This is a genomic window from Kosakonia sp. ML.JS2a, assembly GCF_025642095.1.
Classification (GTDB): Bacteria; Pseudomonadota; Gammaproteobacteria; order Enterobacterales; family Enterobacteriaceae.
Window position 1 is genome coordinate 3,325,052 of the sequence record NZ_CP106754.1, and the last position, 26,707, is coordinate 3,351,758.

The 26,707-nt window shown below is 51.3% G+C and carries 27 protein-coding genes and 1 tRNA gene; 16 read left to right on the plus strand and 12 right to left on the minus strand.

All coding sequences use genetic code 11. From position 1 onward, the window contains the following. Positions 1-151: 151 nt before the first annotated feature. Complete coding sequence (locus N7922_RS15855; RefSeq protein WP_263097230.1) at positions 152-1,426, minus strand: PTS sugar transporter subunit IIC; 1,275 nt, start codon at positions 1,424-1,426, stop codon at positions 152-154. Between the two features lie 177 nt (positions 1,427-1,603). Here N7922_RS15855 and N7922_RS15860 point away from each other — a divergent pair, with 177 nt between their 5' ends. The 5 genes from N7922_RS15860 (at position 1,604) to N7922_RS15880 (ending at position 5,615) form a co-directional block, all read left to right on the plus strand. Further along, on the plus strand, positions 1,604-1,918 hold the full coding sequence (locus N7922_RS15860) for a PTS sugar transporter subunit IIB (RefSeq protein ID WP_263097231.1): 315 nt from the start codon (positions 1,604-1,606) through the stop codon (positions 1,916-1,918). 10 nt (positions 1,919-1,928) lie between these two features. Next, positions 1,929-3,254, plus strand: coding sequence for a PTS sugar transporter subunit IIC (locus N7922_RS15865; protein ID WP_263097232.1), 1,326 nt, complete (start codon positions 1,929-1,931; stop codon positions 3,252-3,254). A 28-nt stretch (positions 3,255-3,282) separates the two neighbouring features. Further along, a complete protein-coding gene (gene chbA, locus N7922_RS15870) occupies positions 3,283-3,588 on the plus strand; it encodes a PTS N,N'-diacetylchitobiose transporter subunit IIA (RefSeq protein ID WP_263097233.1) in 306 nt (101 codons plus the stop codon). 54 nt (positions 3,589-3,642) lie between these two features. Next, a complete protein-coding gene (locus tag N7922_RS15875; RefSeq protein ID WP_263097235.1) occupies positions 3,643-4,581 on the plus strand; it encodes an ROK family protein in 939 nt (312 codons plus the stop codon). 62 nt (positions 4,582-4,643) lie between these two features. After that, on the plus strand, positions 4,644-5,615 hold the full coding sequence (locus tag N7922_RS15880; protein WP_263097236.1) for a LacI family DNA-binding transcriptional regulator: 972 nt from the start codon (positions 4,644-4,646) through the stop codon (positions 5,613-5,615). A 316-nt stretch (positions 5,616-5,931) separates the two neighbouring features. Here the strand turns inward: N7922_RS15880 and N7922_RS15885 are convergent. Beyond that, positions 5,932-6,019: transfer RNA gene (locus N7922_RS15885), tRNA-Ser, on the minus strand. Between the two features lie 142 nt (positions 6,020-6,161). Continuing rightward, positions 6,162-7,790, minus strand: coding sequence for an ABC transporter substrate-binding protein (locus N7922_RS15890; protein ID WP_263097237.1), 1,629 nt, complete (start codon positions 7,788-7,790; stop codon positions 6,162-6,164). A gap of 269 nt (positions 7,791-8,059) precedes the next feature. On the opposite strand from N7922_RS15890, the gene yccA reads away from it, so the two are divergent. Beyond that, entirely contained in the window at positions 8,060-8,719 is a 660-nt protein-coding gene (gene yccA, locus N7922_RS15895; protein WP_263097238.1) for an FtsH protease modulator YccA, read from the plus strand. 90 nt (positions 8,720-8,809) lie between these two features. Continuing rightward, on the plus strand, positions 8,810-9,139 hold the full coding sequence (gene tusE, locus N7922_RS15900) for a sulfurtransferase TusE (RefSeq protein WP_263097239.1): 330 nt from the start codon (positions 8,810-8,812) through the stop codon (positions 9,137-9,139). Here the strand turns inward: tusE and yccX are convergent. Next, positions 9,136-9,417: an acylphosphatase gene (gene yccX / locus N7922_RS15905; protein ID WP_263097240.1), complete on the minus strand. Its 282-nt coding sequence runs from the start codon at positions 9,415-9,417 to the stop codon at positions 9,136-9,138. The two genes, tusE and yccX, sit on opposite strands and share 4 nt — an antisense overlap. Before the next feature lie 92 nt (positions 9,418-9,509). On the opposite strand from yccX, the gene rlmI reads away from it, so the two are divergent. Together rlmI and hspQ are read left to right on the plus strand one after the other, a co-directional pair. Further along, complete coding sequence (rlmI, locus tag N7922_RS15910) at positions 9,510-10,700, plus strand: 23S rRNA (cytosine(1962)-C(5))-methyltransferase RlmI (RefSeq protein ID WP_263097241.1); 1,191 nt, start codon at positions 9,510-9,512, stop codon at positions 10,698-10,700. A gap of 60 nt (positions 10,701-10,760) precedes the next feature. Continuing rightward, on the plus strand, positions 10,761-11,078 hold the full coding sequence (gene hspQ / locus N7922_RS15915; protein ID WP_061494721.1) for a heat shock protein HspQ: 318 nt from the start codon (positions 10,761-10,763) through the stop codon (positions 11,076-11,078). 26 nt (positions 11,079-11,104) lie between these two features. Here the strand turns inward: hspQ and N7922_RS15920 are convergent, their stop codons facing one another. After that, a complete protein-coding gene (locus N7922_RS15920; protein ID WP_263097242.1) occupies positions 11,105-11,518 on the minus strand; it encodes a CoA-binding protein in 414 nt (137 codons plus the stop codon). Positions 11,519-11,654: 136 nt separating this feature from the next. On the opposite strand from N7922_RS15920, the gene mgsA reads away from it, so the two are divergent. Continuing rightward, a complete protein-coding gene (gene mgsA / locus N7922_RS15925; RefSeq protein WP_263097243.1) occupies positions 11,655-12,113 on the plus strand; it encodes a methylglyoxal synthase in 459 nt (152 codons plus the stop codon). A gap of 27 nt (positions 12,114-12,140) precedes the next feature. Here the strand turns inward: mgsA and helD are convergent, their stop codons facing one another. Continuing rightward, positions 12,141-14,195, minus strand: a complete 2,055-nt coding sequence (gene helD, locus N7922_RS15930) for a DNA helicase IV (RefSeq protein WP_263097244.1) — start codon at positions 14,193-14,195, stop codon at positions 12,141-12,143. A 122-nt stretch (positions 14,196-14,317) separates the two neighbouring features. Here helD and N7922_RS15935 point away from each other — a divergent pair, with 122 nt between their 5' ends. Then, positions 14,318-14,764, plus strand: coding sequence for a YccF domain-containing protein (locus N7922_RS15935; protein WP_263097245.1), 447 nt, complete (start codon positions 14,318-14,320; stop codon positions 14,762-14,764). Between the two features lie 17 nt (positions 14,765-14,781). After that, complete coding sequence (gene yccS, locus N7922_RS15940; protein WP_263097246.1) at positions 14,782-16,908, plus strand: YccS family putative transporter; 2,127 nt, start codon at positions 14,782-14,784, stop codon at positions 16,906-16,908. Here the strand turns inward: yccS and N7922_RS15945 are convergent. Continuing rightward, a complete protein-coding gene (locus N7922_RS15945) occupies positions 16,905-17,525 on the minus strand; it encodes a TfoX/Sxy family DNA transformation protein (RefSeq protein ID WP_263097247.1) in 621 nt (206 codons plus the stop codon). The two genes, yccS and N7922_RS15945, sit on opposite strands and share 4 nt — an antisense overlap. Before the next feature lie 217 nt (positions 17,526-17,742). Here N7922_RS15945 and sulA point away from each other — a divergent pair, with 217 nt between their 5' ends. Both sulA and ompA read left to right on the plus strand, forming a co-directional pair. Then, a complete protein-coding gene (gene sulA, locus N7922_RS15950; RefSeq protein WP_263097248.1) occupies positions 17,743-18,252 on the plus strand; it encodes an SOS-induced cell division inhibitor SulA in 510 nt (169 codons plus the stop codon). 366 nt (positions 18,253-18,618) lie between these two features. Further along, a complete protein-coding gene (gene ompA / locus N7922_RS15955; RefSeq protein ID WP_263097249.1) occupies positions 18,619-19,671 on the plus strand; it encodes a porin OmpA in 1,053 nt (350 codons plus the stop codon). A 77-nt stretch (positions 19,672-19,748) separates the two neighbouring features. Here the strand turns inward: ompA and matP are convergent, their stop codons facing one another. Beyond that, entirely contained in the window at positions 19,749-20,201 is a 453-nt protein-coding gene (gene matP, locus N7922_RS15960) for a macrodomain Ter protein MatP (RefSeq protein ID WP_263097250.1), read from the minus strand. Between the two features lie 179 nt (positions 20,202-20,380). On the opposite strand from matP, the gene N7922_RS15965 reads away from it, so the two are divergent. Then, positions 20,381-22,141 carry a Lon protease family protein gene (locus N7922_RS15965; RefSeq protein WP_263097252.1) on the plus strand — a complete coding sequence of 587 codons (1,761 nt, stop codon included), beginning with the start codon at positions 20,381-20,383 and terminating at the stop codon, positions 22,139-22,141. A gap of 69 nt (positions 22,142-22,210) precedes the next feature. Further along, positions 22,211-22,729 (plus strand): bifunctional 3-hydroxydecanoyl-ACP dehydratase/trans-2-decenoyl-ACP isomerase, encoded by a 519-nt coding sequence (gene fabA, locus N7922_RS15970; protein ID WP_263097253.1) that lies wholly within the window; start codon positions 22,211-22,213, stop codon positions 22,727-22,729. An 80-nt stretch (positions 22,730-22,809) separates the two neighbouring features. Here the strand turns inward: fabA and rmf are convergent, their stop codons facing one another. The 4 genes from rmf to pqiA form a co-directional block, all read right to left on the minus strand. After that, positions 22,810-22,977, minus strand: a complete 168-nt coding sequence (gene rmf / locus N7922_RS15975; protein ID WP_071889965.1) for a ribosome modulation factor — start codon at positions 22,975-22,977, stop codon at positions 22,810-22,812. Between the two features lie 254 nt (positions 22,978-23,231). After that, on the minus strand, positions 23,232-23,804 hold the full coding sequence (pqiC, locus tag N7922_RS15980) for a membrane integrity-associated transporter subunit PqiC (protein WP_263097255.1): 573 nt from the start codon (positions 23,802-23,804) through the stop codon (positions 23,232-23,234). Then, complete coding sequence (pqiB, locus tag N7922_RS15985; protein WP_263097256.1) at positions 23,801-25,441, minus strand: intermembrane transport protein PqiB; 1,641 nt, start codon at positions 25,439-25,441, stop codon at positions 23,801-23,803. The genes pqiC and pqiB overlap by 4 nt, the downstream gene beginning before the upstream one ends. Then, a complete protein-coding gene (gene pqiA / locus N7922_RS15990) occupies positions 25,431-26,699 on the minus strand; it encodes a membrane integrity-associated transporter subunit PqiA (RefSeq protein WP_263097257.1) in 1,269 nt (422 codons plus the stop codon). Before pqiA ends, pqiB begins: the two co-directional genes overlap by 11 nt. Positions 26,700-26,707: the final 8 nt, after the last annotated feature.

The following is a 26,707-nucleotide window of genomic DNA, read 5'->3' on the forward strand; positions in this document are numbered from 1 at the left end:
AATGGAAAGCGCTTTCCATTATTGCTGGATCAAATCACAAATTCTAAAAACAGAGAAAGAAAAGCGTGATGAAAATCACATCAACAGAGAGGAAAGCGAAAACACGCCAGCGCAACAACAATGGCTGGCGTAAAAAACAGGTCAGGCAGGGTTATTTGCTCTCAGAATCCATCAACTGGCGCTCATAAACGTTAAAGAACGGGCGGTAAATCATCCACGAATTCAGGAAGGCAAACAGGCACATAAACATATTTTTCCAGCTGCCATTGGCCGACCAGGCGGCACCTAATGGTGAAGGCATTGACCAGGGCAGCATCGCCACCGCGCGATCGAGCACACCAAGATGGGTCAGATACCATGCGATGCAGGCGTTGATAACGGGCACAACGATAAAGGGGATCAAAAAGACAGGGTTAAGTATTATCGGAAATCCAAAGAGAATGGGCTCATTGATATTAAACAGCGAGGGGATGAAACCGATTTTCCCGACGCTTTTCAACTGGCGGGAACGACTGCGCAGCGCCATAAAAATCAACGGCAGCGTTGAGCCGATCCCTCCAATAAGCAGATAAAAGTCCCAGAAACCTTGCAGATAAATATGAGGGAGTTGCGCCTCTCCGCTCGCCAGCGCCTGTTGGTTTTCAAATAAATAGGTCATCCAGAATGGGTTCATAATACCGGTGATAATTAACGCGCCGTGAATACCAACAAACCATAATAAATTACATATAATCAATGAGATGAGTATCGCCGTCAGCGTATCTGAAGCAATAATCAACGGCCGAAATGCTTCACTGATCAGATGGGGTAAAATCATCCCGGTGGTTAGCTTTAGCGTGGTATTGACCACCGTGATAGATAACATCACCACCAGCAACGGCACCAGCAGTTGGAAACCATTTCTCGTCATCACCGGTACTTCGTCCGGTAGTCGTATACACCACCCTTTCTGATAAAAAAAACGGATCACTTCCACACAGTAAAAGCTGGAGATCAACGCACTAAAAATCCCTAACCCACCGAGGAAAATATTGGCGCCGTCGGTGGTTTTAAAACCAATAAATACCAGAAATGAGAGACACCCCGTCAGCCCGCATAGCCGTTCCGGCAACTGATATTGCTTTGCCAGACTCGCACTGGCGCCAAAAGCAATAATCAACGCAACCAGTCCTATCGTCAGCTCAAAAGTAGGGAGCAGCATCGGTCGAATAAGCTGGTAGTAACGGCCAAACCCGGAGAAAGGATTAATGGAAACGGGCGGAAAAATCAGCGGCACCATCAGACTACCAACGATGACGAAAGGCATGGCCAGCGCAAAGCTGTCACGCATCGCTGTAATGTGCTGACTCCGGGTAAGCATGTTGGCAAAGGGCGTTATACGCTGCTCGATCAACGTAACCGCAACATTCATAAGCTGAATGTTCATGGTGGAACCTTTATAGGACGTGAAGTAGCGGGATCATCGCCCACATCAATACAAAGCGGAAGTCTCAATCTGGTGATCCTGCTCACATTTAGCGCATCCATAAATGGAAAGCGCTTTCCGTTTTGAATCCACAATTCTATAGTGCGCCCATTGTTGTCACTCAGTCAGGAGTCTTCCATGAAAAAAATCATGCTTTGCTGTTCAGCCGGAATGTCTACCAGCCTGCTGGTAAAAAAAATGGTCGAAGAGGCGGAAAAGCGCGGCCTGGATGTTGATATTAAAGCCTTTGGCGTCGCGGAATTCGAACAACAGGTGGGCAATTACGAGGTGGTATTACTCGGCCCACAGGTGAAGTACATGCAGAACGATCTGCAAGGGAAAGCCAATACATACGGCATCAGAGTCGAGCCTATCAACATGATGGATTACGGCATGCAAAAAGGGGCGGCGGTTTTAGATTTTGCCCTCTCATTAATCGAAAATAATAAATAAGGGATACACGATGAGTTCTCTGTACTCTCAGTTAATCGCGGTGATTGAGCAAAAAATCACGCCGCTGGCTGGCGCAGTCGGTCAACAGAAATACGTCACCTCCATTCGTGACGGTTTTATTCTGGCACTGCCGTTTATGATCGTCGGCTCTTTTATGCTGGTCTTTATTTTTCCCCCTTTCTCACCGGATACCCATTGGGGGTTCGCCCGGGCCTGGTTACAGTTTTCGTTAGAACACAGGGCCAATCTGATGCTGCCGTATTATTTCAGTATGGGCATCATGACGATATTTATTTCCGTTGGCGTCGCTGCCAGCCTGGCTCGCCACCACGCGCTGGATCCATTGACTTCAGGTATGTTGTCGCTGATGGGTTTTTTACTTATTGCCGCGCCGTTAAACGAGGGGCTCGTTTCGACAGCCTATTTTTCCGGCCAGGGTATTTTCACCGCGCTGCTGGTCGCCATTTATACAACAGAGATGTACGCTTTTCTGCGTCGTCACAATATTACTATTCGCCTGCCGCCAGAAGTTCCCACCGGCGTGGCGCGCTCATTTGAGATCCTCATTCCCGTGCTCGCCGTCGTACTGACGCTGCACCCACTCAATCTGCTGATAGAAGCTCAGTTCGGCATGATTATTCCGGAAGCGATTATGTCGCTGGTGAAACCACTGGTGGCAGCATCGGACACGTTACCGGCCATTCTGCTCTCGGTGCTGGTGTGCCAGATACTGTGGTTTGCCGGTATCCATGGCGCACTGATCGTAACCGGTATTATGAACCCTTTCTGGATGGCCAACCTGTCAGTCAACCAGGCAGCCATTGCCGCCGGTACCGCCATTCCACACATCTACGTTCAGGGATTTTGGGATCACTACCTGCTGATCGGCGGGGTGGGTTCAACCTTGCCGCTGGCGTTGCTGTTGATCCGCAGTAAAGCCGTACATCTGCGGACCATCGGGCGCATGGGCATCGTACCCGGTATGTTCAACATCAATGAACCGATCCTGTTTGGCGCGCCGATCATTATGAACCCCTTATTCTTTATCCCGTTTGTACTGGTACCGATGGTCAATGCCACGCTGGCGTACTTTGCCCTCGATTTTAACCTGGTGGCCAGAGTGGTCTCCATGACCCCGTGGACCACACCCGCGCCAATTGGCGCATCCTGGGCCGCGAACTGGGCATTTAGCCCGGTGATCATGTGCCTGATTTGCATGGCAACGTCCGCTCTCATGTATTACCCCTTCTTTAAGGCTTATGAAAAACAATTGCTTGCGCAGGATTCTGCCGAAAAGACGCAACCTGGCCGCGTTGGACAGTCTGAAACCGCGTAACAGTCACGATTAAAACGATGAGGATGTTATGGAATTAGAAGAGCAAGTCATGGGCATTATCATCAATGCCGGACAATCACGCAGTCTCTGTTACGAAGCGCTACAGAGTGCTAAGCAAGGAAACTTTGCTGATGCGGATGAAAAAATGCAGCAGGCGCAGCACTTCGCTCGCGAAGCGCATTTAGTACAAACCCAGCTCATCGAAGCCGATGAAGGGGAAGGCAAAACCAAAATGACACTGGTGATGGTGCATGCCCAGGATCACCTGATGACATCCATCCTCGCCAAAGAATTAGTGACTGAACTTATCGACATTTACCGTACCCGTCATTAAGCCATGCTGCGCAGAAGAGAGGCATGCCCTCTCTTCTTTTACTGGAGAATAACGATGTTTCACCTTGGCCTGGATATTGGTGGTACAAAAATGGAAGCGGTATTGCTGGATAAAAACGGCGATATTCGTTTTCGTGAACGACGCCCAACCTATAAAGCAGATTATCGGGGATTTATTCATCATCTCGTTGCAATGATTGAGCACATCAGGGCCGAACAAACAACCGACTTTACGTTAGGGATCGGGTTACCCGGTGCCATTGATCCCGAAACGGGGCTTATCAAGAATTGTAATTGCCAGGTATTGAATGGTGAGAATTTAGAGAAGGATTTGGCGCTTAGCCTTGATCAGCCAGTGTTCCTGGCAAATGACGCAGACTGTTTTACGCTGTCGGAAGCGATAGACGGTGCCGGAAAAGGGTACGGTACTGTTTTTGGCGTTATCGTCGGCACCGGCTGCGGTGGTGGCGTAGTGGTTAATGGTCAGTTGCTAAGCGGCCCTAATGCCATCGCGGGCGAATGGGGGCATAACCCTCTGCCGGGTTGGACAGTTGAAAGAGATGGCCCGGTTCAGCACTGTTACTGCCTGCATCAAAACTGTATCGAAAGCTTTATTTCCGGCACCGGCTTTAGCCGCCGTTTTAATGCCAAACAAGGAACGCAATTGAGTACCGAATCGATCATCGCTGCGGCGCAAGCAGGAGAATCGTTAGCCGCCGCACACTATCAGCACTTTATCGACGCCTTTGCCCGCAGCCTGGCCGGGGTTATCAATACGCTTGATCCCCATGCCATTGTGATAGGGGGCGGGCTCTCAAATGTGGTTTCGCTGTACAGGGATCTCCCGATAGCGATCAAAAAGTATATTTTTTCGCCCTCCTGCCGCACCGTGATTGTTAAAGCAAAATTCGGCGATGCCAGCGGCGTGCGCGGTGCAGCCTGGTTACCGACACTCCACTCACACGGCATGCGTAATCGCCCCATGACGGCGTAAGTGACTAATACCTGTTCGCATTTATGGTATCATCGGGAGAAAATCGTAATACAGAAAACACCATGCCTACTATCGATGATGTTGCAAAGTTAGCCAATGTTTCCCGGGCCACAGTCTCACGTGTATTGACCGGTACGCGCGGCGTGCGCGACGACAGCCGGGAAGCTGTTTTGAAAGCCGTGGAAGTGCTCGACTATCGCCCGAGTTTTGCCGCGCAAACTCTTGCCAGTAACACATCAAGCTATATCGGTATGGTGCTGCCTGCTAATGAAGCCAGTTTTAGCGCAACCCTCCTGCCTCGCCTTTCACTTGCGGTAAAAGCGCTCAATAAATCATTACTCATTCAGTATGTGAATGATGAGCACGAGCAAAGAACGGCCATCCAGAATCTGCAACATCAGTGCGCAGCGGTTGTCACGTTAAGTAATGTCAGCAGCGATATGCCCGGCAATGTCATCGCCTTTGATGCCTTCTCAGCAAAAGGCAGCGCGCACCAGGGCTACAATTATGCCTTTGCCGCCGAAAGCGCCTGCCGCTATGTGTTGGGAAAAGGCCACCGTAATATTGCCTTACTCGTCGACAATGAAGCCGACACTGCCAGTAAACAGATGCTGGAGGGGTATCGCAGCGTACTGCAAAATTACTCCCTTCCCTTTAACCGCCAGTTGCTGGTGATGGCCAATAATAATATTGAACAAGCCTTGTTAAAGCTGATAAATAGCTTCACAAAATACACTGCGATCATTGCCAAGCGTGACAGTTATGCCGCAGAGGCCATGCGCTTATTGCGTGAGTTTAATATTGCCGTTCCGCAGGAAGTGTCCATTATCAGCCTCGAAGACTCGCCGCTGGCCTCTTTACTTTATCCTCCACTGACCTGTATTTCCTACCCGGTAGAAGAACTGCTGGAAAGCTGTATTCAGCGCATCCGCTCGCTGATTGACGGGCATGCGCTTTTTATGGAAGAAGGAAAGTCAGTGACCGGGCGCCTCGTTGCGCGAGCCTCGGTTATCGATATCACGCATGCGCAGTAACGCGTAATCTGTTAGCGGGAAAATGGCTGGCAACACGGAAAGCCCTCAAGTTGCCAGCGTCATATCTCCCGTCACCTTACATATGCTCGCTTCAGAGATACCCCCAAACGCATGCCAGGAAATGTCCTGGTTGTCTGTGGCGAATTCAGCAATAGCAAAACAGAAAGCCTGGTGCGAACCACTGTAATAATAAAAAACGAGAAAAAGTCAGGCAGGGAACGTACGTGAATCGCACAAAAAGGAGGGGGATATTCTAACCACTATACCAACAGCCAAAAAACAAAGGGGTTACCTTTCGGTAACCCCTCGTTTAATCTGGCGGAAGCGCAGAGATTCGAACTCTGGAACCCTTTCGGGTCGCCGGTTTTCAAGACCGGTGCCTTCAACCGCTCGGCCACACTTCCGGAATGAGGCGCACTATAAACACCCTCGCGTCTTCTGTAAAGCCTGAGAATGTTCATTTGCCTGAAAAATCATCAAAAACGTGTTGTTCGCCTGAAAAATCAACACAATGACCATTTATTCAGCGTGCAAAATGCAAAACAATCAGTGTTTCTTAATATACATGTCCTTTGTCAGGTAGTACCCCAGGCTGTCAGGTGCAAATCCCCCCACCCACGGTTTCACCAGATGGGTACGAACATAGTGGTAAACCGGTATCGCCGGCACATCCTGACCCAGGATATCTTCCGCCTGCTGATAATACTTACCGCGCTCGGTGATATCTTTAGCCTTCGCCGCGTTACGCAACGCCTCGTCGTAGGCCGGGTTGCTGTACTGGCTGGTATTCTCGCTATCGCCGGTACGGAAATTGTTGAGGAACGTTGAGGCATCATCATAATCAGCAATCCATGCATAACGAACAGCATCAAAATTGCCGTTGTGCATGGTATCCAGCATGGTTTTCCACTCCTGGTTTTGCAGTTTTACCTCAACCCCCAGATTTTTCTTCCACATCGAGCTGGCTGCAATAGCGATGCGCTGATGCGTCTCCATTGTGTTATAGAGCAAATTAAAAGTCAGCGGATGGGCATCATTGAACCCCGCCTCATTGAGCAGTTTTTTGGCTTCGGCAAGACGTTTTTCGCGCGGCCATGATGCATATTCAGGTGAAGCGATCTTTACCCCACCAATTTCCGGTTGGCTAATCACCCATGCAGGACGTTGCCCCTGAGCCATGACCTTATCGGCGATAATATCTTTATCCAGCGCCATATTGAGCGCCCGCCGCACCCGCGGATCGTTAAATGGCGGTTTGGTGGTATTGAATTCGTAGTAATAGGTAGCCAGTTGCGGATCCACATTGACCTGATCGCCCAGCGTTTTCTGTAATTGCGCGAACTGGTTCACAGGGATGGTATAGGTGATATCAATTTCACCGGCTTTAAACCGGTTAACGTCGGCGGTTTCCGAATTGATCGGCAGATACGTCACCTTATTGATTACCGTCTCTTTGTCATTCCAGTAACGCTTATTGCGCTCAGCACTAATACGCTCATTCACCACCCAATCCGTCACCTTATAGGCGCCGCTGGTGACAATATGTTCCGGCTTTGTCCACTTCTCGCCAAAGCGGCTAATTAACACTTTATCTACCGGCACCAGTGAAGGATGCGCCAGCATTGGCAGAAAAGAGGCCGTCGGTTGCGTCAACGTCACCTCAAGCGTTGAATCGTCCAGCGCCTTCACACCCAGCGTATCCGGGGATTTCGTGCCCTTCGCAATGTCCGTCGCATTGACGATGTGCATATTGCCAGGATAACTGGCATAGGGTGACGCGGTCTTCGGATCAACCAGACGCTGCCAGCTCCAGACCACATCTTTTGCCGTAATTGCAGTACCGTCTGACCAGGTAATACCCGGGCGTAAATGGAAAACCCAGACCGTGTTGTCCTTGTTCTCCCATTTTTCCGCCAGACGCGGTTCAATGGTTCCATCCTTTCTGACCGCCACCAGCCCATCAAAGATATCGCTGATGATATTAAATTCGACATCGCTTTCGACTTTATGCGGATCCAGCGACGCGGGCTCACTGCCATTGTTGCGTACCAGTTCCTGTTTTTCCGCGAGCACGGTTCCTGCCGGCACCGTCGCAGCAAACGCGCCTGAACATACGCTCAGAATGCCGACAGTCAATAAAGAAAGTGCAATGTGATTACGTGTTTGAGGTTTCATGTCCTTTGCCCTTGATCATTAATATTGTGACGATGCGAGTACACTCTTAGCGCTCAAATGATTACAGGGCAATATTTTTCAGTGACATATAAGACACCAATATGGATTTGCATCACATTTACCCGCTTCAATTACGAAGTACGCGTTTTGCCATAAGTCTCGCTAAAACAGACTTGCTTTATGAGTAAAGATGGGTAAAACAACTTTGTCAGGAAGCAAGTCTTTTCTAGACTCCACACTTAATTACATCTGTCATAAGAGAGTGACTCATGGATCGTATTATTACTTCATCGCGTGACCGCACATCCCTGTTAAGCACCCACAAGGTCTTGCGCAATACCTATTTTCTGTTAAGCCTTACGCTGGCGTTTTCCGCGATCACAGCGACCGCAAGCACTGTATTAATGCTGCCCTCTCCGGGGCTTATCCTGACGCTGGTCGGTATGTACGGTCTGATGTTTCTGACCTATAAACTGGCGAACAAACCGACCGGTATCCTGGCCGCTTTCGCGTTCACCGGCTTCCTCGGTTATATCCTTGGTCCAATGCTGAACGCTTACCTCTCTGCCGGTATGGGCGATGTGATCGCTCTGGCGCTGGGTGGTACTGCGCTGGTCTTCTTCTGCTGCTCTGCCTATGTACTGACCACCCGCAAAGATATGTCATTCCTTGGCGGCATGCTGATGGCAGGCGTGGTGGTGGTGCTGATCGGTATGGTAGCCAATATCTTCCTGCAGCTTCCGGCGCTACACCTGGCGATTAGCGCAGTGTTCATTCTGATTTCTACCGGCGCTATCCTGTTTGAAACCAGCAACATTATTCACGGGGGAGAAACGAACTACATTCGCGCCACCGTGAGTCTGTATGTGTCGCTGTACAATATCTTTGTCAGCCTGTTGAGCATCCTCGGTTTCGCCAGCAGAGACTGACCGCAATACTGCTCTTCCTATAGCCCCGCTTATGCGGGGCTTTGTTTTTTGCTACACTCCCGCCGTTGTTGACTGACGTTGTGAAAAACTATGTTGATCTTTGAAGGTAATGAAATAGAGACCGATAGCGAAGGCTATCTGAAAGAGAGCGCATGCTGGAGCGAAGCGCTGGCACTGGCGATCGCGGAAAAAGAAAATATCGCCCTCTCCCCCGAGCACTGGGAAGTGGTGCGTTTTGTGCGAGAGTTTTACCTGGAGTTCAATACGTCTCCTGCCATTCGCATGCTGGTTAAAGCGATGGCGAATAAATATGGCGAAGAAAAAGGTAACAGCCGCTATCTGTACCGCCTGTTCCCGAAAGGACCGGCAAAGCAGGCGACCAAAATCGCCGGCCTGCCGAAACCGGTGAAGTGCATTTAATAACGGATGTCGAAACGGGTCCATTCTTTACCGGGTTGATGCGGTTCAGTAAGAACCCTGTCGACCCGGGCGCTGCGTGGACCGCCTGCTTTTAGCCATTCAATAAGTTTGTTGACCGCTTCTGCGTCGCCGCAGGCCAGTACTTCTACGCTGCCATCATCAAGATTACGTGCATAACCCGTCAGGCCCAGTCGCTGGGCTTCATGCTGCGTGCTATAACGGAAGCCAACACCCTGCACTATTCCGTGTATCCAGGCGATTGTGCATACCTGTGCCATCTTCGTCCTCCTTTCGCTGCTGGCGCGTTGCATTTAACCGGCGAACCCGTGACAATAGCGCCCATTTTCTTCAGTTTACAGAATAGCCGAATATGAGTGTACGTTTAGTGTTAGCCAAAGGGCGCGAGAAATCACTGTTGCGCCGCCACCCGTGGGTTTTCTCCGGCGCAGTCGCGCGCATGGAAGGCAAAGCCAGTCTCGGAGAAACCGTTGATATCGTCGATCATCAGGGTAAATGGCTGGCGCGGGGCGCATTATCGCCCGCATCACAAATACGTGCCCGCGTCTGGACGTTTGATAAAGACGAAAGCATTGATATTGATTTCTTTACCCGCCGCCTGCAACGCGCGCAGCAGTGGCGTGACTGGGTGGCGCAGCGCGACGGTCTCGACAGCTATCGTCTGATTGCGGGCGAATCCGATGGCCTACCCGGTGTGACCATCGATCGCTTTGGCAATTTTTTGGTTCTGCAACTGCTGAGCGCAGGGGCGGAATATCAACGCCCTGCTCTGCTCTCCGCGCTGCAAACGCTCTATCCGCATTGCGCTATTTATGATCGCAGCGATGTTGCAGTACGTAAAAAAGAGGGTCTGGAACTCACCCAGGGGCCAGTTCTGGGCGAGCTGCCGCCCGCTCTGCTGCCTATTGAAGAAAACGGCATGAAGTTATATGTCGATATTCAGGGCGGACATAAAACCGGCTATTACCTCGATCAACGTGATAGCCGTCTGGCTACCCGCCGTTATGTGGCAGATAAACGTGTCCTTAACTGCTTCTCCTACACCGGAGGGTTCGCAGTTTCAGCGTTAATGGGAGGATGCCGTCAGGTAGTCAGCGTTGACACCTCACAGGAAGCCCTTGATGTTGCAAAACAAAACGTGACGCTGAACAAACTTGATCTCAGCAAAGCGGAATTTGTGCGCGATGACGTCTTTAAACTGCTGCGTAAGTACCGCGATCAAGGGGAAACCTTTGATGTTATCGTGATGGATCCACCCAAATTTGTTGAAAATAAAAGCCAGCTTATGGGCGCATGCCGGGGATATAAGGACATCAATATGCTGGCGATCCAGCTCCTGAATCCCGGCGGGATACTGCTAACGTTCTCCTGTTCAGGTTTGATGACCACAGATTTATTTCAGAAAATCATCGCCGATGCCGCAATAGATGCTGGCCGTGATGTACAATTTATAGAGCAGTTCCGTCAGGCCGCCGATCATCCGGTGATCGCTACCTACCCGGAAGGGCTGTATCTGAAAGGGTTTGCCTGTCGCGTCATGTAACTTGAATTTTGGAACCTCGCCCGCATATACAAGGGTATGTAGGGTTCCCGGGAGGTGACAATGATTGCCAGCAAATTCGGTATTGGCCAGCAGGTTCGCCACTCTCTGCTGGGCTACCTTGGCGTAGTGGTCGATATCGACCCCGAATACTCTCTTGATGAGCCATCCGCCGATGAGCTTGCGGTGAATGATGAGTTGCGCGTACTGCCCTGGTATCACGTGGTGATGGAAGATGATGATGGTCAGCCTGTGCATACTTATCTGGCCGAGGCTCAACTCACCAGCGAAGTGACCGATGAACACCCGGAACAGCCTTCAATGGATGAGCTGGCGCGTACTATCCGTAAGCAACTTCAGGCACCTCGCCTGCGTAACTGACAACACCCCGCCAGCGCGGGGTGTTTTTATTTTGCAAGGCCAAGTCTGGGGATTTCGATGGCCGGGCAGCGATCCATTACCACATTTAAGCCCGCTTCTCGAGCCAGTACAGCGGCTTGTTCATTTATAACGCCCAATTGCATCCACAATGTTTTGGCCCCCACCGCGATAGCATCCTGTGCGACCTCCCATGCGGCTTCTGAATTACGGAAAACATCCACCATATCAATCTTTTCCGGTATATCTGCCAACGTTGCATACCCTTTCTGACCTAATAGCGTACTGCCAGCCACTTTTGGCGACACGGGGATCACGTGATACCCCTGCTCCAACAGGTACTTCATCACGCGGTAGCTCGGACGATCGGGTTTATCACTCGCCCCTACCAGCGCAATGGTCTGAGTTGATTGTAAAATATCGGCAATATCGGTTTCTTTCATGGTTTCCTCCGGGCGATTTCACAAAGTGTAAATCAAACTGGCGAACTCAACCATTTTCATATTTTTTTAGCGGCTTCTCTTGCAGCATCAGGCGCTTCCAGTAATCTGTAGCAAAAATCACTGACGGAAACAGATTATGGAATTAACGACTCGCACCCTACCCGTGCGTAAGCATATCGCGCTCGTTGCACACGATCACTGCAAGCAGATGTTGATGAAATGGGTAGAACGGCATCACCCCGTGTTAGCCAACCATCAACTGTATGCAACAGGTACCACCGGTAATTTGATCCAGCGCGCAACAGGACTGGAAGTCAACGCCATGCTGAGCGGGCCGATGGGCGGCGATCAGCAGGTTGGCGCACTGATTTCCGAAGGGAAAATCGACGTACTGATTTTCTTCTGGGATCCGCTCAACGCCGTACCGCACGATCCCGATGTCAAAGCGCTGCTGCGCCTCGCCACGGTATGGAATATTCCGGTGGCAACCAACTTATCTACCGCTGACTTTATTATCGAGTCCCCACAATTCAATACCAGTGTCGACATCCTGATCCCGGATTATCAACGCTATCTTTCCGAACGACTGAAGTAAAAGCAGGCGGCTTATAGCCGCCTGCTGTCAGGGTTTTCTCGCCTGTGGCACGTCCAGAGACTTAAGGATGTCGACAAACCTCGACGGGTTCTCTTTATCAAATAATAACCAGACACGTTTACGCGCGCGGGTCAACGCTACATATAACAACCTGCGCTCCTCTGCATCGGGGAAATCCTCTGGTTGCGGCAGCAGCGCCTGCTCCATAATCGACTCACGGGCCGGAGCCGGAAAACCGTCCTGTCCTTCCTGCAATCCCAACACGATCACATAATCCGCCTGCTGACCCTTACTGGCATGAATGGTCATAAAATCGAGCTGCAATTTCGGCCAACGCGTCGCCGCTTTGTCCAGACTCGCGGGTTTACCGTGATGATAACGGGCCAGGAGCAGAATACGATCTTCCGGCGTGGCATAGCCGCTGAGTTTGTCCAGCAAGGCATCCAACTGGTCCTGCGCCAGTAGCGTAACAGCATGCTTATCACCAGCCGTCAGGCTGTTCAGTGGTTTTGCGAGTTGCCACGGGTTTTGCTGAATGAAGCGATTAGCAACATCGCCAATTCGCGTATTGAAACGGTATGTGGTGTCGAGTGCGCAAAGATCGCCCTCGCCAAAATAATCATGGAAAGCCGTCGTCAGTGAGAGTTGCGCACCACTAAAACGGTAAATTGCCTGCCAGTCATCCCCAACGGCAAAGAGCGTCGTCTGTGAATTCTGCTTACGCAGTGCTGCCAGCAAGGCTGCACGTTGTGGCGAAATATCCTGGAATTCATCCACCAGAATATGTTTCCAGGGACTGATAAATCGCCCTTTATCCAGCACATTTATTGCCTGGTGGATCAGCCCGGAAAAATCGACAGCATTCTCCTCTTTTAAGGCTGTTTTCCAGGCTTTCAACAACGGAGCCATCAATTTGATACGCTTGCTAAACAGCTCCCGAACCTCTTCCGGCGCGCTGGCAATCATCTCCGCCTGAGCGCCACCGTGCATTCGCATTAAGCCAATCCAGCGATCAAGACGGGGAGCAATACGCCGCTGCAATGCAGCGTTTTCCCAGAAGTTACCTTCCGGAACGTTCCACTCCATCTCCTCTTCAAGCCATTGCCGCCACCCTTTAGCTTGTGCTTTCTTTTCACTGCATTGGGAACACCAGGCATCGGTCAGGAGCGCCAGTCGCGCCGGAGTATCGCTTTCGAGCTCACTGACTTGCGGAACTTTTTTGCTTCCCTGCTGGATAATGTGCAGCGCCAGCGCATGGAAAGTCCGGGCAGTGATCTCCTCGGTATGCAGCCGCTCACGGATACGGTCATCCATTTCCCGGGCCGCCTGACGACCAAAAGCCAACAACAGGATCTGCTCAGGCGCGGCTTCACCCCGCGCTAACAACCAACCTGCCCTCGCCACCAGCACCGAGGTTTTACCGCTCCCCGCGCCTGCAAGCACCAGCAATGCGTGTTCCCCGTTAACAACGGCTCGTGCCTGCGCAGGATTCAGCGGTGAGGTTTCAACCTGGTCGAAAAATGCTGCATATTCCACCAGCATAGCGTCGGTATAGGCTTGATTATGCTGCGTGCGGCGTCCCTCAATGTCATTAAGCCACGCCTGACACTGCTGCCAAAGTTCACGGCAATTATCAAATTCATGCAGACGGCTGGTTGGCACAGGCAACGCCGTAAATGCCTGCTGCAACTGTTGCTGGAGGCCGCTAATTTGCTTGCGCGTCAGCCACTTTTTTTGCTCTATGCGTCCGGCAATCAGCTCCAATTGCGCAGATAAAACACCTGCAGCAACCTCGCTCATCTCCTTGCTCCAGTTATTCCAGCGCTCATTCAAGTGGTGATAAAAACGCTGGGTTTCGCTCCACTCGGTACCATGAAGGCGCACAACTTTCTTGTCAGCAAGCAGAAACTCCATCTCTCCCCATACCAATCCGCGTTTGCATTCGATTGCCAATAGCTGATTGAAAGGAATAAGGTATTCATGTCGATCGCCTGCGACTTTGACGCCCGCGTTAAGGATCACCGCACGATCATAAGGGTGCTGCGCCAGACGTTTTCCCAGAGAGGTCGCTTTCAGTTCCATGTCTTATTGTTCTCAGCTTGTGACAATAATTGCCAGTTTACCTGCCAGAGAATTGGTGCTCCAGTCCAAAAAATCGTTACAATTGCCAGGATATGTTTCTCACCGTATTACACCGAGGTTTTATGCGTACCGTTCTGAATATTCTGAACTTTGTGCTTGGCGGTTTTGCCACCACGTTAGGCTGGCTGCTAGCTACAGTGGTGAGTATGGTGTTGATTATCACCCTGCCGCTGACGCGCTCCTGTTGGGAAATCACTAAACTTTCGCTGGTACCATGGGGAAATGAAGCGATCCATGTCGACGAACTGGCTCCCCAAGGTAAAAACGTTCTGCTAAACGCAGGCGGCACCGCGCTGAACATCATCTGGTTTGTGCTCTTTGGCTGGTGGCTGTGCATCATGCACATTGTCGCCGGGATAACACAGTGCCTGACCATTATCGGCATTCCCGTTGGCGTGGCGAATTTTAAGATTGCCGCCATTGCCCTGTGGCCAGTGGGCCGCCGCGTGGTTTCTGTCGAAACGGCACGTGCCGCGCGCGAAGCCAATGCTCGCCGCCGTTTTCAGTAATTGGATAGCCATTCGCTATGTTGAGCCCTCTTATTCGTCGCTACACATGGAACAGTGCCTGGCTTTATAACGTCAGGATTTTTATCGCTCTTTGCGGAACCGCGGCGTTGCCCTGGGTACTCGGTGAGGTAAAACTGACTATTCCCTTAACGCTCGGTGTCGTCGCAGCAGCGCTGGCGGATCTGGACGATCGCCTCACCGGACGCCTGCGTAACCTCATCATTACCTTGATTTGTTTTTTTATCGCCTCAGCATCCGTCGAATTGCTCTTTCCGTGGCCATGGCTGTTTGACATTGGTCTGGTCAGCTCAACAATTGGTTTTATTTTGCTGGGTGGGCTTGGCCAACGTTATGCCACTATCGCCTTCGGCGCGTTGCTCATTGCGGTCTATACCATGCTGGGGATCTCGCTGTTTGAACAATGGTATCAGCAGCCACTGCTGCTACTGGCTGGCGCCATCTGGTTTAACGTGTTGACCCTGGTCGGCCACCTGGTCTTCCCGATTCGCGCGCTGCAGGACAATCTGTCTCGTTGTTATGAAGGGCTGGCGCACTATCTGGAGTTAAAGTCACGGTTGTTTGACCCGGACATTGAGGATGAAAGCCAGGCACCTTTATACGATCTCGCGCTGGCCAACGGCCAACTGGTGACAACACTGAACCAGACTAAAGCGACGCTTCTCACCCGGCTGCGCGGAGACCGCGGGCAGCGCAGCACCCGCCAGACGCTCCATTATTATTTCGCCGCGCAGGATATCCACGAACGCGCCAGTTCGTCGCATATTCAGTATCAAACGTTACGCGAACACTTTCGCTATAGCGATGTTATGTTTCGCTTTCAGCGGCTGTTGTCGATGCAATCTCAGGCCTGTGCTCAGCTTTCCCGGGCAATTTTACTGCGCGTGCCTTATCAACATGACTCCCGCTTCGAACGGGCATTTGTGCACCTGGATGCTGCGCTGGATCGTATTCGCGTTAATGGCGCGACATCGCCTGAGCATATGAAAGCACTCGGCTTTCTGTTGGACAATTTGCGCGCCATTGATGCACAACTGGCAAGTATTGAATCCGGCCAACCACAACCGTTGTCAGCAAGTGACACCGAAAACCAGCTCGCCGATGACAGCCTGAGCGGTTTCAGCGATATCTGGCTACGGATACGCAACAATTTATCGCCGGAATCAGCGTTATTTCGTCATGCTGTACGCATGTCTGTGGTGTTATGTATTGGTTATGCCTTTATCCAAATCACCGGACTACAGCATGGTTACTGGATCCTGCTCACCAGCCTTTTTGTGTGCCAACCGAACTATAATGCCACACGCCATCGCCTGACTTTGCGCGTAATCGGTACGTTGGTGGGTGTCGCTATTGGTTTACCTGTGCTCTATTTTGTTCCTTCCCATGAAGGGCAATTAATATTGATCGTTATTACCGGCGTGCTGTTTTTTGCCTTCCGCACAGTCCAGTATGCACACGCGACAATGTTTATTACCCTGTTGGTATTGCTGTGTTTTAACCTGCTGGGAGAAGGTTTTGAAGTCGCCATTCCCCGTATTATCGATACCCTTATCGGGTGCGCCATCGCCTGGGCGGCAGTGAGTTTTATCTGGCCCGACTGGCGTTTTCGCCATTTATCACGCGTTACGGAGCAGGCATTTGACGCCAATTGCCGTTATCTCGATGCTATTCTTGAGCAGTATCATCAGGGACGTGATAACCGCCTGACTTATCGCATTGCCCGCAGGAATGCCTACAACCGTGATGCGGAACTGGCTTCCGTTGTATCTAATATGTCCACCGAACCTGGCGCATTCCCGGAACTTCGCGACGCGGCCTTCCGGTTGTTGTGCCTGAACCATAGTTTTACCAGCTACATATCAGCATTGGGCGCTCACCGTGAACAGCTCACGCAACCCGATATTTTGCGTCTTCTTGATGATGCTGTTTGTTATGTCGACGATGCCCTGCATCACCTCCCAGCCAGTGAGGGACGCGTGCAGGAAGCGCTCGCCGACTTATCGCAAAGAATTAAACATCTGGAACCACGTCCGGACAGCAAAGAGCCACTGGTGCTTCAGCAAATTGGATTGCTCATCGCTTTACTGCCGGAAGTGTGTCGTCTGAAACGGCAAATCGCTTAGTAAGGCTTGCTCCCCTTTGTTATCAGTTCATTAAACCACTCCAACAACTCCTGGCGTCTGATCGCCGGGAGTGCAGCTTCATGAAGACCAATAATGGCGCCTTCAAGAGCGAAGAGAACTTTAACGCTGAGCTGCTGATTCATTTTTCTTAATCTGAGCCAACATGCTTTCGCACCAAGTAAACGCAGCGTATGCGCATCCAGTACCCCGGCGTCATGTAACAGAGCCTCAAGCTGGAAAGTAAGATTGGGCAAATCGCGCAGGCGCAATCGGGCAGTCCGCTGTATTTTCTCCTGTTTCGCTGCACTGAGCGAAAGCGCAGAAAGTTCCAGCAATAATGCGCGATCGCTCCACAAGCGTTCATTCACGAAGTAGTAATTTAACGAAACCTGACGGCCACGCTTATTGAACATCAGCATGGGGGCTTGCCGGGTAACGGTATAATGTGCACTTTCATCGCACGCGCGCAGATAAAGTTCTCCGCCAGCAACCATTGCAAAAACCGTTTTGTCTACCGACAAACTGTAACCACCGAAATGGGCGCGATAGCAAATATCCCCGAGAGATGCGAGGCATTCGCATGACTGATAGATCCGTTGATGTGATATGTCTTCCATGATTATTCCTTTAAAAATCACGTAGTAACAACAATAACATTATTATCGGATCCGTTAATCAGGAACATAGGCAACTGAGGACGGGACAGCAAGAAAATTTTACGTATGGCGGCGGGGACAGAGCAAAAATGCGAGTTACTTTCAGAAAATGAGGTTGATCTTTGAACGTTCAGAGGTTACTGTATGTTTATACAGTAACCACAGGGCTGGATTGATTATGTACACTTCAGGTTATGCTAATCGTTCAACAAAATTGGCTTCCACACTCAGCACAGCAAATCGCGCTGAATCCACCGGCGTCGCTGCGGGGCTGATTAGCGAGGTTGTCTATCGTGAAGACCAGCCTATGATGGCACAACTTCTTTTACTTCCCCTACTGCAGCAACTTGGGCAGCAATCGCGCTGGCAGCTATGGCTAACGCCTCAGCAGAAACTGAGCCGTGAATGGGTACAATCTGTCGGCTTACCCCTCACCAAGGTTATGCAAATCAATCAACTGTCGCCTGGCGTGACGCTGGAATCCATGATCCGTGCATTGCGTACCGGCAATTATAGCGTGGTAATTGGCTGGCATGCGGAAGAACTGACGGAAGAAGAACACCACCGCCTGGCGATGGCCGCAGAGGAAGGCAACGCAATAGGCTTCGTTATGCGCCCGTTACGTCATGATTCTCTGGGTGCGAGACAGCTTTCAGGGATAAAAATTCACTCTAATTTGTATCATTGAGTAAATTTAAGATTTATCCTGGGATATTTTTTAAGAATGACTGGCATGACCAATTTATCAGTCAAATACAGCGACAAAGCCTGTGTGGCGCGCTTCGCAGGCTAACGACATCGACTAATACTTAGTCAAAAATGTTAAATAATGTGTACACAAAGTCTTTTTTTTCATATGCCTGACGGAGTTCACACTTGTAAGTTTCCAACTACGTTGTAGACTTTACATCGCCAGGGGTGCTCGGCATAAGCCAAAGATATCGATAAAGATATCTCCTGAGTTATTAGTGAGCAATGCCCCCGGTGAAGGATTTAACCGTGGCTCTCTTAGAGATTCCCATGGCGATTTTTGGATGATAACGAGGCGCAAAAAATGAAAAAGACAGCTATCGCAATTGCAGTGGCACTGGCTGGCTTCGCTACCGTAGCGCAGGCCGCTCCGAAAGATAACACCTGGTATACAGGTGCTAAACTGGGCTGGTCTCAGTTCCACGATGTTGGTAACAACCAGATCTCTAATACTGGCCCGACTCACGAAAGCCAATTAGGTGCTGGTGCGTTCGGTGGTTATCAGGTTAACCCGTATGTTGGCTTTGAACTGGGCTACGACTGGTTAGGCCGCATGCCGTACAAAGGCGACACTGTGAACGGTGCTTTCAAAGCTCAGGGCGTTCAACTGACCGCTAAACTGGGTTACCCGATCACTGATGATCTGGATGTTTACACCCGTCTGGGTGGTATGGTTTGGCGTGCAGACGCTCAGAACAACCTGGGCTTCAAAGATCATGACACCGGTGTTTCCCCAGTATTCGCTGGTGGTGTTGAGTGGGCAGTTACCCGCGATATCGCTACCCGTCTGGAATACCAATGGACCAACAACATCGGTGATGCTAACACCGTTGGTGGTCGTCCGGACAACGGTCTGCTGAGCGTAGGTGTTTCTTACCGCTTTGGCCAGCAGGAAGAAGCTGCACCGGTAGTTGCTGCTCCGGCCCCGGCTCCGGCTCCGGAAGTACAGACCAAACACTTCACCCTGAAGTCTGACGTTCTGTTCAACTTCAACAAAGCGACCCTGAAACCGGAAGGTCAGCAGGCGCTGAATCAACTGTACAGCCAGCTGAGCAACCTGGATCCGAAAGATGGCTCCGTAGTGGTTCTGGGCTTCACTGACCGTATCGGTTCTGACGCTTACAACCAGGGTCTGTCTGAGAAACGTGCTCAGTCCGTTGTTGATTACCTGGTATCTAAAGGTATCCCGGCTAACAAAATCTCCGCACGTGGCATGGGCAAATCCCAGCCGGTTACCGGCAGCACCTGTGACAACGTGAAAGCGCGTCCTGCGCTGATCGATTGCTTGGGTCCGGACCGTCGCGTTGAGATCGAAGTTAAAGGCATCAAAGACGTTGTAACTCAGCCGCAGGCTTAAGTTTACGTCTATGAAAAAACCCCGCCAGCGCGGGGTTTTTTATTGCCCGTACAGTAACGGGATAAACTGAGGTTTCATTATTCTTTGCCGAGCAGTGCCTGCAGGTCGTGCTTCAGTGTTGACATCTGCGAGGCATACTTCTCTTTATGCTCCGCATCCTCAATCAACTGCACAATGGTTTCCGAAAGGGTTTTCCCTCTCCGTTGCGCCAGCCCTGCCAGCCGTTGCCAGACAACAAATTCCAGATCGATCGATTTCTTGCGCGTATGCTGATGTTCAGCGTTGAAATGCCGCTTACGCCGGGCGCGGATAGTCTGTTTCATCCTGTTGACCAGCACCGGATTCATATGCTGCGCAATCCAACTGTTAACCAGTACCGGTTCATTTTCGAGGGTCAACAATACATCGACGGCATCTTTTGCAGCACTGGCTTCTATATAGCGCGTGATGAGCTCCCCCTCACGATGCTTCTTAACCAGATACTTCCATTTCCAGCCGCTTTCGAGATTTTCCAGTTGTTGATATTTCATTGCGATCCCAATGTTACCGTGTAACTCAGTTCAGAATATCAGTTTTTGTCGGCTCTGCTGAAAAGAAATCATCCTCTGCGAGCTGCAGTCAATGTTCCTGCGCCAAAAGCGCGTAATCCGTGTGCTGCGTCGGCGTTTACGGTATAATCCCGCCTTTTACACCAGACAAAAAAACGACTTTGACCATTACAAAACTTGAATGGAACGACGTGGTTCCTGATACCGAAAGCTATCAGGAAGTATTTGAATCGTCCGAATTAGCGCGTGAGAGTGATTTCTCACTGGCCGATACGCAACCCCGATTACAATATGCGCTCGAGCAACTGCTCTATCCGCTGGCAACGTCACGCTTTTTACTGGCTAAAGCGCCGGAAGAGATTGAGTATCTGGAGCTTATTACCAGCGCAACAGAAGAACTCATACCCGAAGAGCGTCCGCTTGTTGGCGGTCAATACCATATAAATGGTTCAACCGTACGCTTTGACGCCTCCGTTGATGCTCAGTCTGATTTTGTTGGCAGTAAACCCGCGGTATTTGCTGACTGGGTAGAAGCAGAACAGTTGTTCGGCTGCCTGCGGCAATTCAATAACGAAATCATCCTGCAGCCAGGTCTTGTGCACCAGGCAAACGGCGGCATACTGATTATCTCCCTGCGCACGCTATTAGCCCAGCCACTGCTCTGGATGCGCCTGAAAGCCATGGTAACGCAGCGGCGTTTTGACTGGGTTTCCTTTGATGAATCCCGCCCGCTGCCGGTTATCGTGCCATCCATGCCACTCGATCTGAAAGTCATCCTCGTGGGTGAACGCGAATCGCTGGCAGAATTTCAGGAAATGGAGCCGGAGCTCGCAAGTCAGGCAATTTACAGCGAGTATGAAGAAACGCTGCAGATCGCCGATGCCGAAACAATGGCGGTATGGCGTCATTGGGTTGAGCAAACCGCTCGCAGCGCACAGCTCCCCTGCCCGGCCGCGGACGCGTGGCAAACATTGATCCGTGAAGCGGTACGTTACACCGGCGATCAGGAAACATTGCCGCTGTGCCCACTATGGCTCACCCGTCAGTTACGCGAAGTCGCAGCAATGTCTACTGGTGACACCTTCCGCGGCGAAGAGTTACAAGCGATGCTCGCCCAACGCGAGTGGCGGGAAGGTTTCCTTGCTGAACGTATGCAAGATGAGATTTTGTTGGAGCAGATCCTCATCGAGACGGAAGGTGCGCAAGTCGGTCAGATTAATGCCCTGTCGGTCATTGAATTCCCTGGCCACCCGCGCGCCTTTGGTGAACCTTCGCGCATCAGTTGTGTTGTGCATATCGGCGATGGCGAGTTCAATGATATTGAACGCAAAGCAGAACTCGGCGGCAATATCCATGCGAAAGGCATGATGATCATGCAAGCGTTTCTGATGGCCGAACTGGAACTGGAACAGCAAATCCCCTTCTCCGCGTCGTTAACCTTTGAGCAATCCTACAGTGAAGTTGACGGTGACAGCGCATCAATGGCGGAGTTGTGCGCATTAATCAGTGCACTGGCGGAAGTCCCTCTCAATCAGAGCATAGCCATTACGGGTTCAGTGGACCAATTTGGCCGCGCGCAACCTGTTGGCGGCCTGAATGAAAAAATTGAAGGTTTCTTTGCCATCTGCCAGCAGCGTGAACTGACAGGCGAACAAGGTGTGATTATCCCGGCGGCAAATGTGCGCCACTTGTGCCTGCATCAAAATCTGTTAGATGCCCTTCAGGCAAAGCAATTTTTCATCTGGGCAGTGGACGATATGATGGATGCACTACCCTTATTAACGGGCCTGACATGGGATGCTGAGGGGCAAAATAACCTCAAGCAGGTCATTCAGGAACGCATTGCTCAGGCAACGCAGCAAGATGCACGTCATCGCTTTCCGTGGCCGCTTCGCTGGTTAAATTGGTTTACTCAAAACTGATCGGACTTGTTCAGCGTACACGTGTTAGCTATCCTGCGTCCGAAACTACATATAAGGCTTACTGAGAACATGGTAGATAAACGCGAATCCTATACAAAAGAAGATCTTCTTGCCTCTGGTCGCGGCGAACTGTTTGGTGCAAAAGGCCCGCAATTGCCAGCCCCTAGCATGCTGATGATGGACCGTGTGGTCAAAATGACGGAGACTGGCGGTAACTTTGATAAAGGCTATGTTGAAGCTGAACTGGATATCAATCCCGACCTGTGGTTCTTTGGCTGCCATTTTATTGGCGATCCGGTGATGCCGGGCTGTTTAGGTCTGGACGCAATGTGGCAGCTGGTTGGCTTCTATCTGGGCTGGCTGGGTGGCGAAGGTAAAGGCCGCGCACTGGGCGTGGGCGAAGTGAAATTTACCGGTCAGGTCCTGCCAACAGCCAAAACCGTTACCTACCGCATCCACTTCAAGCGTATTGTTAATCGCCGTTTGATTATGGGTCTGGCAGATGGCGAAGTGCTGGTCGACGGGCGCGTTATCTATACAGCAAACGATTTGAAAGTCGGTCTGTTCCAGGACACCTCTGCTTTCTGATTTCGGATGAGAGCGGGTTTTACAACCCTGTACAGGCGAAACCTCCGCAATGCGGAGGTTTCTTTTTTAAAGAGACAGAATCAGGCAATTACGGCCCTGTCCTCCATGGCTTGCCGCCAGCCTCCCAGCCACTCGGACCTTTGATTCAGGGTTTGGTACGGACACATTTCTTTCGGGCGTCCGGTAATACCAGCCTGATAACCACGTTGATGTGCCCGTTCCAGGCGATCTCGTTTTTGTCTCTTCATGCCTCGTTTCCCTCATTATTTGATCTGGTGGAAAAGAAAACAGTGGTCACTAAGTGTGCAACCACAGGTTACGAATACCTTGAATAGACCGGGGCGTCAATGCGCAAAATTCACGCCAGTGTCATAATTGTGAGCTACACAAAAGTTCATTTGTACAAAAAATGTGAACCAGCACAAGTAATGGTCTGAGTGAGAACCAAAAAAAAACCGCCAGCGCTTTCGCAGCTGACGGATTTTTTAGCCATTATATTTTGTTATGGCAGACGATTTAACTCATCTGCAATATTGCTCGCTTCCTGCTGCCATCCCTGCGCCAGCATTTTGACCATATCATCATACCCGTCCTGCTGCTGCTTCAGCTCAATATGAAACGGCCGCTTAATCAGCCTTCCCTGATGCTTAAGCAACCACTCACCGCCGATAATCACCCGACCGTCATAGCGTCCATGAAAACCCGTTACAGTGACGTTCAGCGTATCCTGCTCACTGCCCAGCGGTTGCGATGCAACAACCCATCCCGGTAACTGATTACTCAAATTTGCCACCAGCGTATTACGCAGTTGCTGATCGAGTGGACTGGCCCAGAGATTGTTATTGGCAATGACATACTGCACATCAGTAGTCTGATAAACCACGCCGTTACCCGCCAGATAATCCGGTACGGACACCTGCTCAACCCATAGCTGGCGGTTTCCCTGGTTCTGCCCGGTGCTGGCTTTGACCGCCGTCTGTGACGGTGAAGGCAACTGATAGTAGCTTTTGTTATCCCCCGTGCTGCTACAGGCAGCCAACAGCATGACAATGCCGGTCAGTATGCTTTTTCTCATTGTTTTGCCCTCTTCGGCTGCGGATCGTCTTTCCCTTTCGCTTCGAACACCAGCGCATTGCTCTTATCGTTGAGCGTTTTCAGTACCGGCTGTAGTTCACGCAGTACCTGGTCAAGACGCTGCATATCCGCCACCATCTTGTTATACGCGGCTGACCCGGGCTGGAAGCCCTGCATACTGCGGTTCAGTTCCCGCAACGTCGTTTGCATATCCGCCGGTAATTGTTGCATTGACTGACTGGCCGTCAGCTTATTCAGGTTATCCAGCGTCGTCTGCAAGCGTTTAAGTGTTTGCTGGCTCTCCGACAACGTACTGGTCGCCTGTTCGATCATCGGGTTCAGCGGCAGATTGTTGATCTTATCCAGCGTGTCCATCAAACGCTGCTGAATTTGCGCCAGGCCACCGCTCACCGTCGGGATAATCTGATAACCGGCGAACTCACGCATCCCGCTAACCGCCGGAACATTGTTGTAAAAATCGAGATCCACATACAATGCGCCGGTCACAATGTTGCCGGTTTTCAGCGAGCCACGCAGGCCACGTTTGAGTAACTCGTTAAGGTGCGCACTCATATCCGGATCTTCACCAAGCTGGTTAATTAACCGCCCCGGTTCAATACGGATCAGAATCGGTATCCGGTAATCGTCGTTTAACGCCTGCCGCATGCCCGCGGTAAAGAACGGCACCTTACTGACGGTCCCCAGACGAATACCGCGGAACTCAACGGGTGCGCCAGGTTGCAAGCCACGAATGGAGTCTTTAAAGAACATCAGGTAATCGATGTGATCGGTATAGAGCGACTCCTGAATGCTGCGCTGATCGTCATACAGGGTAAACGCCGTTTTTTCGCCAACGGGCTGACCTAAATCAACACCTTCCGGCACATCAAAACTCACGCCACCACCGAATAATGTCGCCAGCGATCCCATTTCCACCCGCATGCCTGCCGACGTGAGATCCACCGCAATACCACTGTCCTTCCAGAAACGCACATTGCTGGTCACCAGCCTGTCGTTAGGGGCATTGATAAAGAGCTGATAACTCATCGTACGTTTTTGCGTATCGAAGGTACTGGTTTCAACCGAGCCGACGCGGTAACCACGGAATAACACCGGATCCCCGGCGGTTAATTGCCCGGCTTTACTGCTGTCGAGGATCACCCGGATGCCTTTCGCATCAGGCGGCGCCAGCGGCGGCGAGTCCAGCAGGTTGTAGCGCTCTGGTTGATTACCTTTGTTACCTGGTTGCAACTCAATGTAGGCCCCCGAAAGCAGGGTTCCCAATCCGCTGATCCCTTCACGGCCTACCTGCGGCTTCACCACCCAAAAAACGGAATCATCGTGCAGCAGCTTTTCCATCCCGGAATTAAGCCGCGCTTTGATTTCTACATGGGTTAAATCATCGGTCAGCGTCGTGCTTTCCACCACACCAACGTCCACACTGCGGCTCTTAATGGTGGTCTTGCCACCGATAATGCCCTCCGCATTGGTGGTGATCAGCGTCACTTCCGGGCCCTGATGGCTGTAGTGATAGAAGAGGATCCACGCACCAATCAGCGCGGTCACAATCGGGAAAATCCACACCGGCGACCAGTTTCTTACCTTTTGCACGTTGGCCTCCCCACTCTTATTCTCCATGCTTTAACGACTCCTCATGGTGCGTTAGCGGTTCACGATCCCAGGTCAACCGGGGATCGAAAGTCATTGCCGCAAACATCGTGATAATTACGACCAGCGCAAACATTAGCGCACCCATTGCCGGGTAAATATTCATCAACCCGCCCATACGCACCAGCGCGGAGAGTACGGCAATCACAAACACGTCGATCATTGACCAGCGGCCGACAAACTCGACCACCTCATAAATAATGTGCATTCGCTCGCAATCGCGCTTGCCATGCCCTTTCGCATCGATGCATAGCCAGGCGATACCGATCATTTTCAACGTCGGCACCATAATACTGGCGATAAAGATCACCAGCGCTACCGGGTATGACCCCTCACTCCAGAGCAAAATCACCCCTGCAAGGATCGTGGACGGCATGCGATCCCCCAGCAAATCCGTCACCATAATGGGGAGAATATTCGCAGGCAGGTAGAGCAGAATGGAGGTGACCAGCAGCGCCAGCGTCCACTGGATACTGTTTCGCCGCCGGGCCTGGCCATGCGTATGGCAGCGCGGGCAAACCGATTGATCAATCGCAACAATTGCCGTGCAGCAAGGACATGCGCGTAACCCCTGACGGATACCCGGTACCCCGACATGCAAAATCTGCGCGGGTTTTGGCGCCGGTGCGATGTCATCCCATAACCAGTGGCGATCAACACACTGAAAAGCCCGCAACTGCAGCAGGCAAAACAGACACCATGGAATAAAGCTGCTGCCGATGCCCACATCGCCATAGGCCATCAGTTTCACGAAACTGACCAACACGCCCGCCAGGAAGATCTCTGCCATCCCCCAGCTTTTCAGTTGAAACAGGATCCTCGCCAGACCAATTTTCAGGCGAAAATTCATCGGCACGCGGTTTACCAGCAACAGGATAGTCACCAGGCAAAATGCCGGAACTAACTGAACAAACAGCAAGAAGAAAGTGCCAAGACTGGCGTAATCCTCAGAAAACATCACCCCGGGAATTTCCAGCAACGTCACTTCGCTGGTCACACCGGCCACTTTCATATTGACGAAGGGAAAGAGGTTTGAGAGCAACAACATGAATAATGCCACGATGGCATAGGCAGTGGGACGCTGCCGCGGCGCGTCCCATTCGGTCGTCAGTGTTGCGCCACAGCGCGGGCAAGTGGCTCTATGCCCGTTCTGCAACGGTGGCAACGCCACCAGCATGTCACATTGCGAACAGAGAATGTGACGAGTGGCGTGGTGGTGTTCACACATACAGGCTC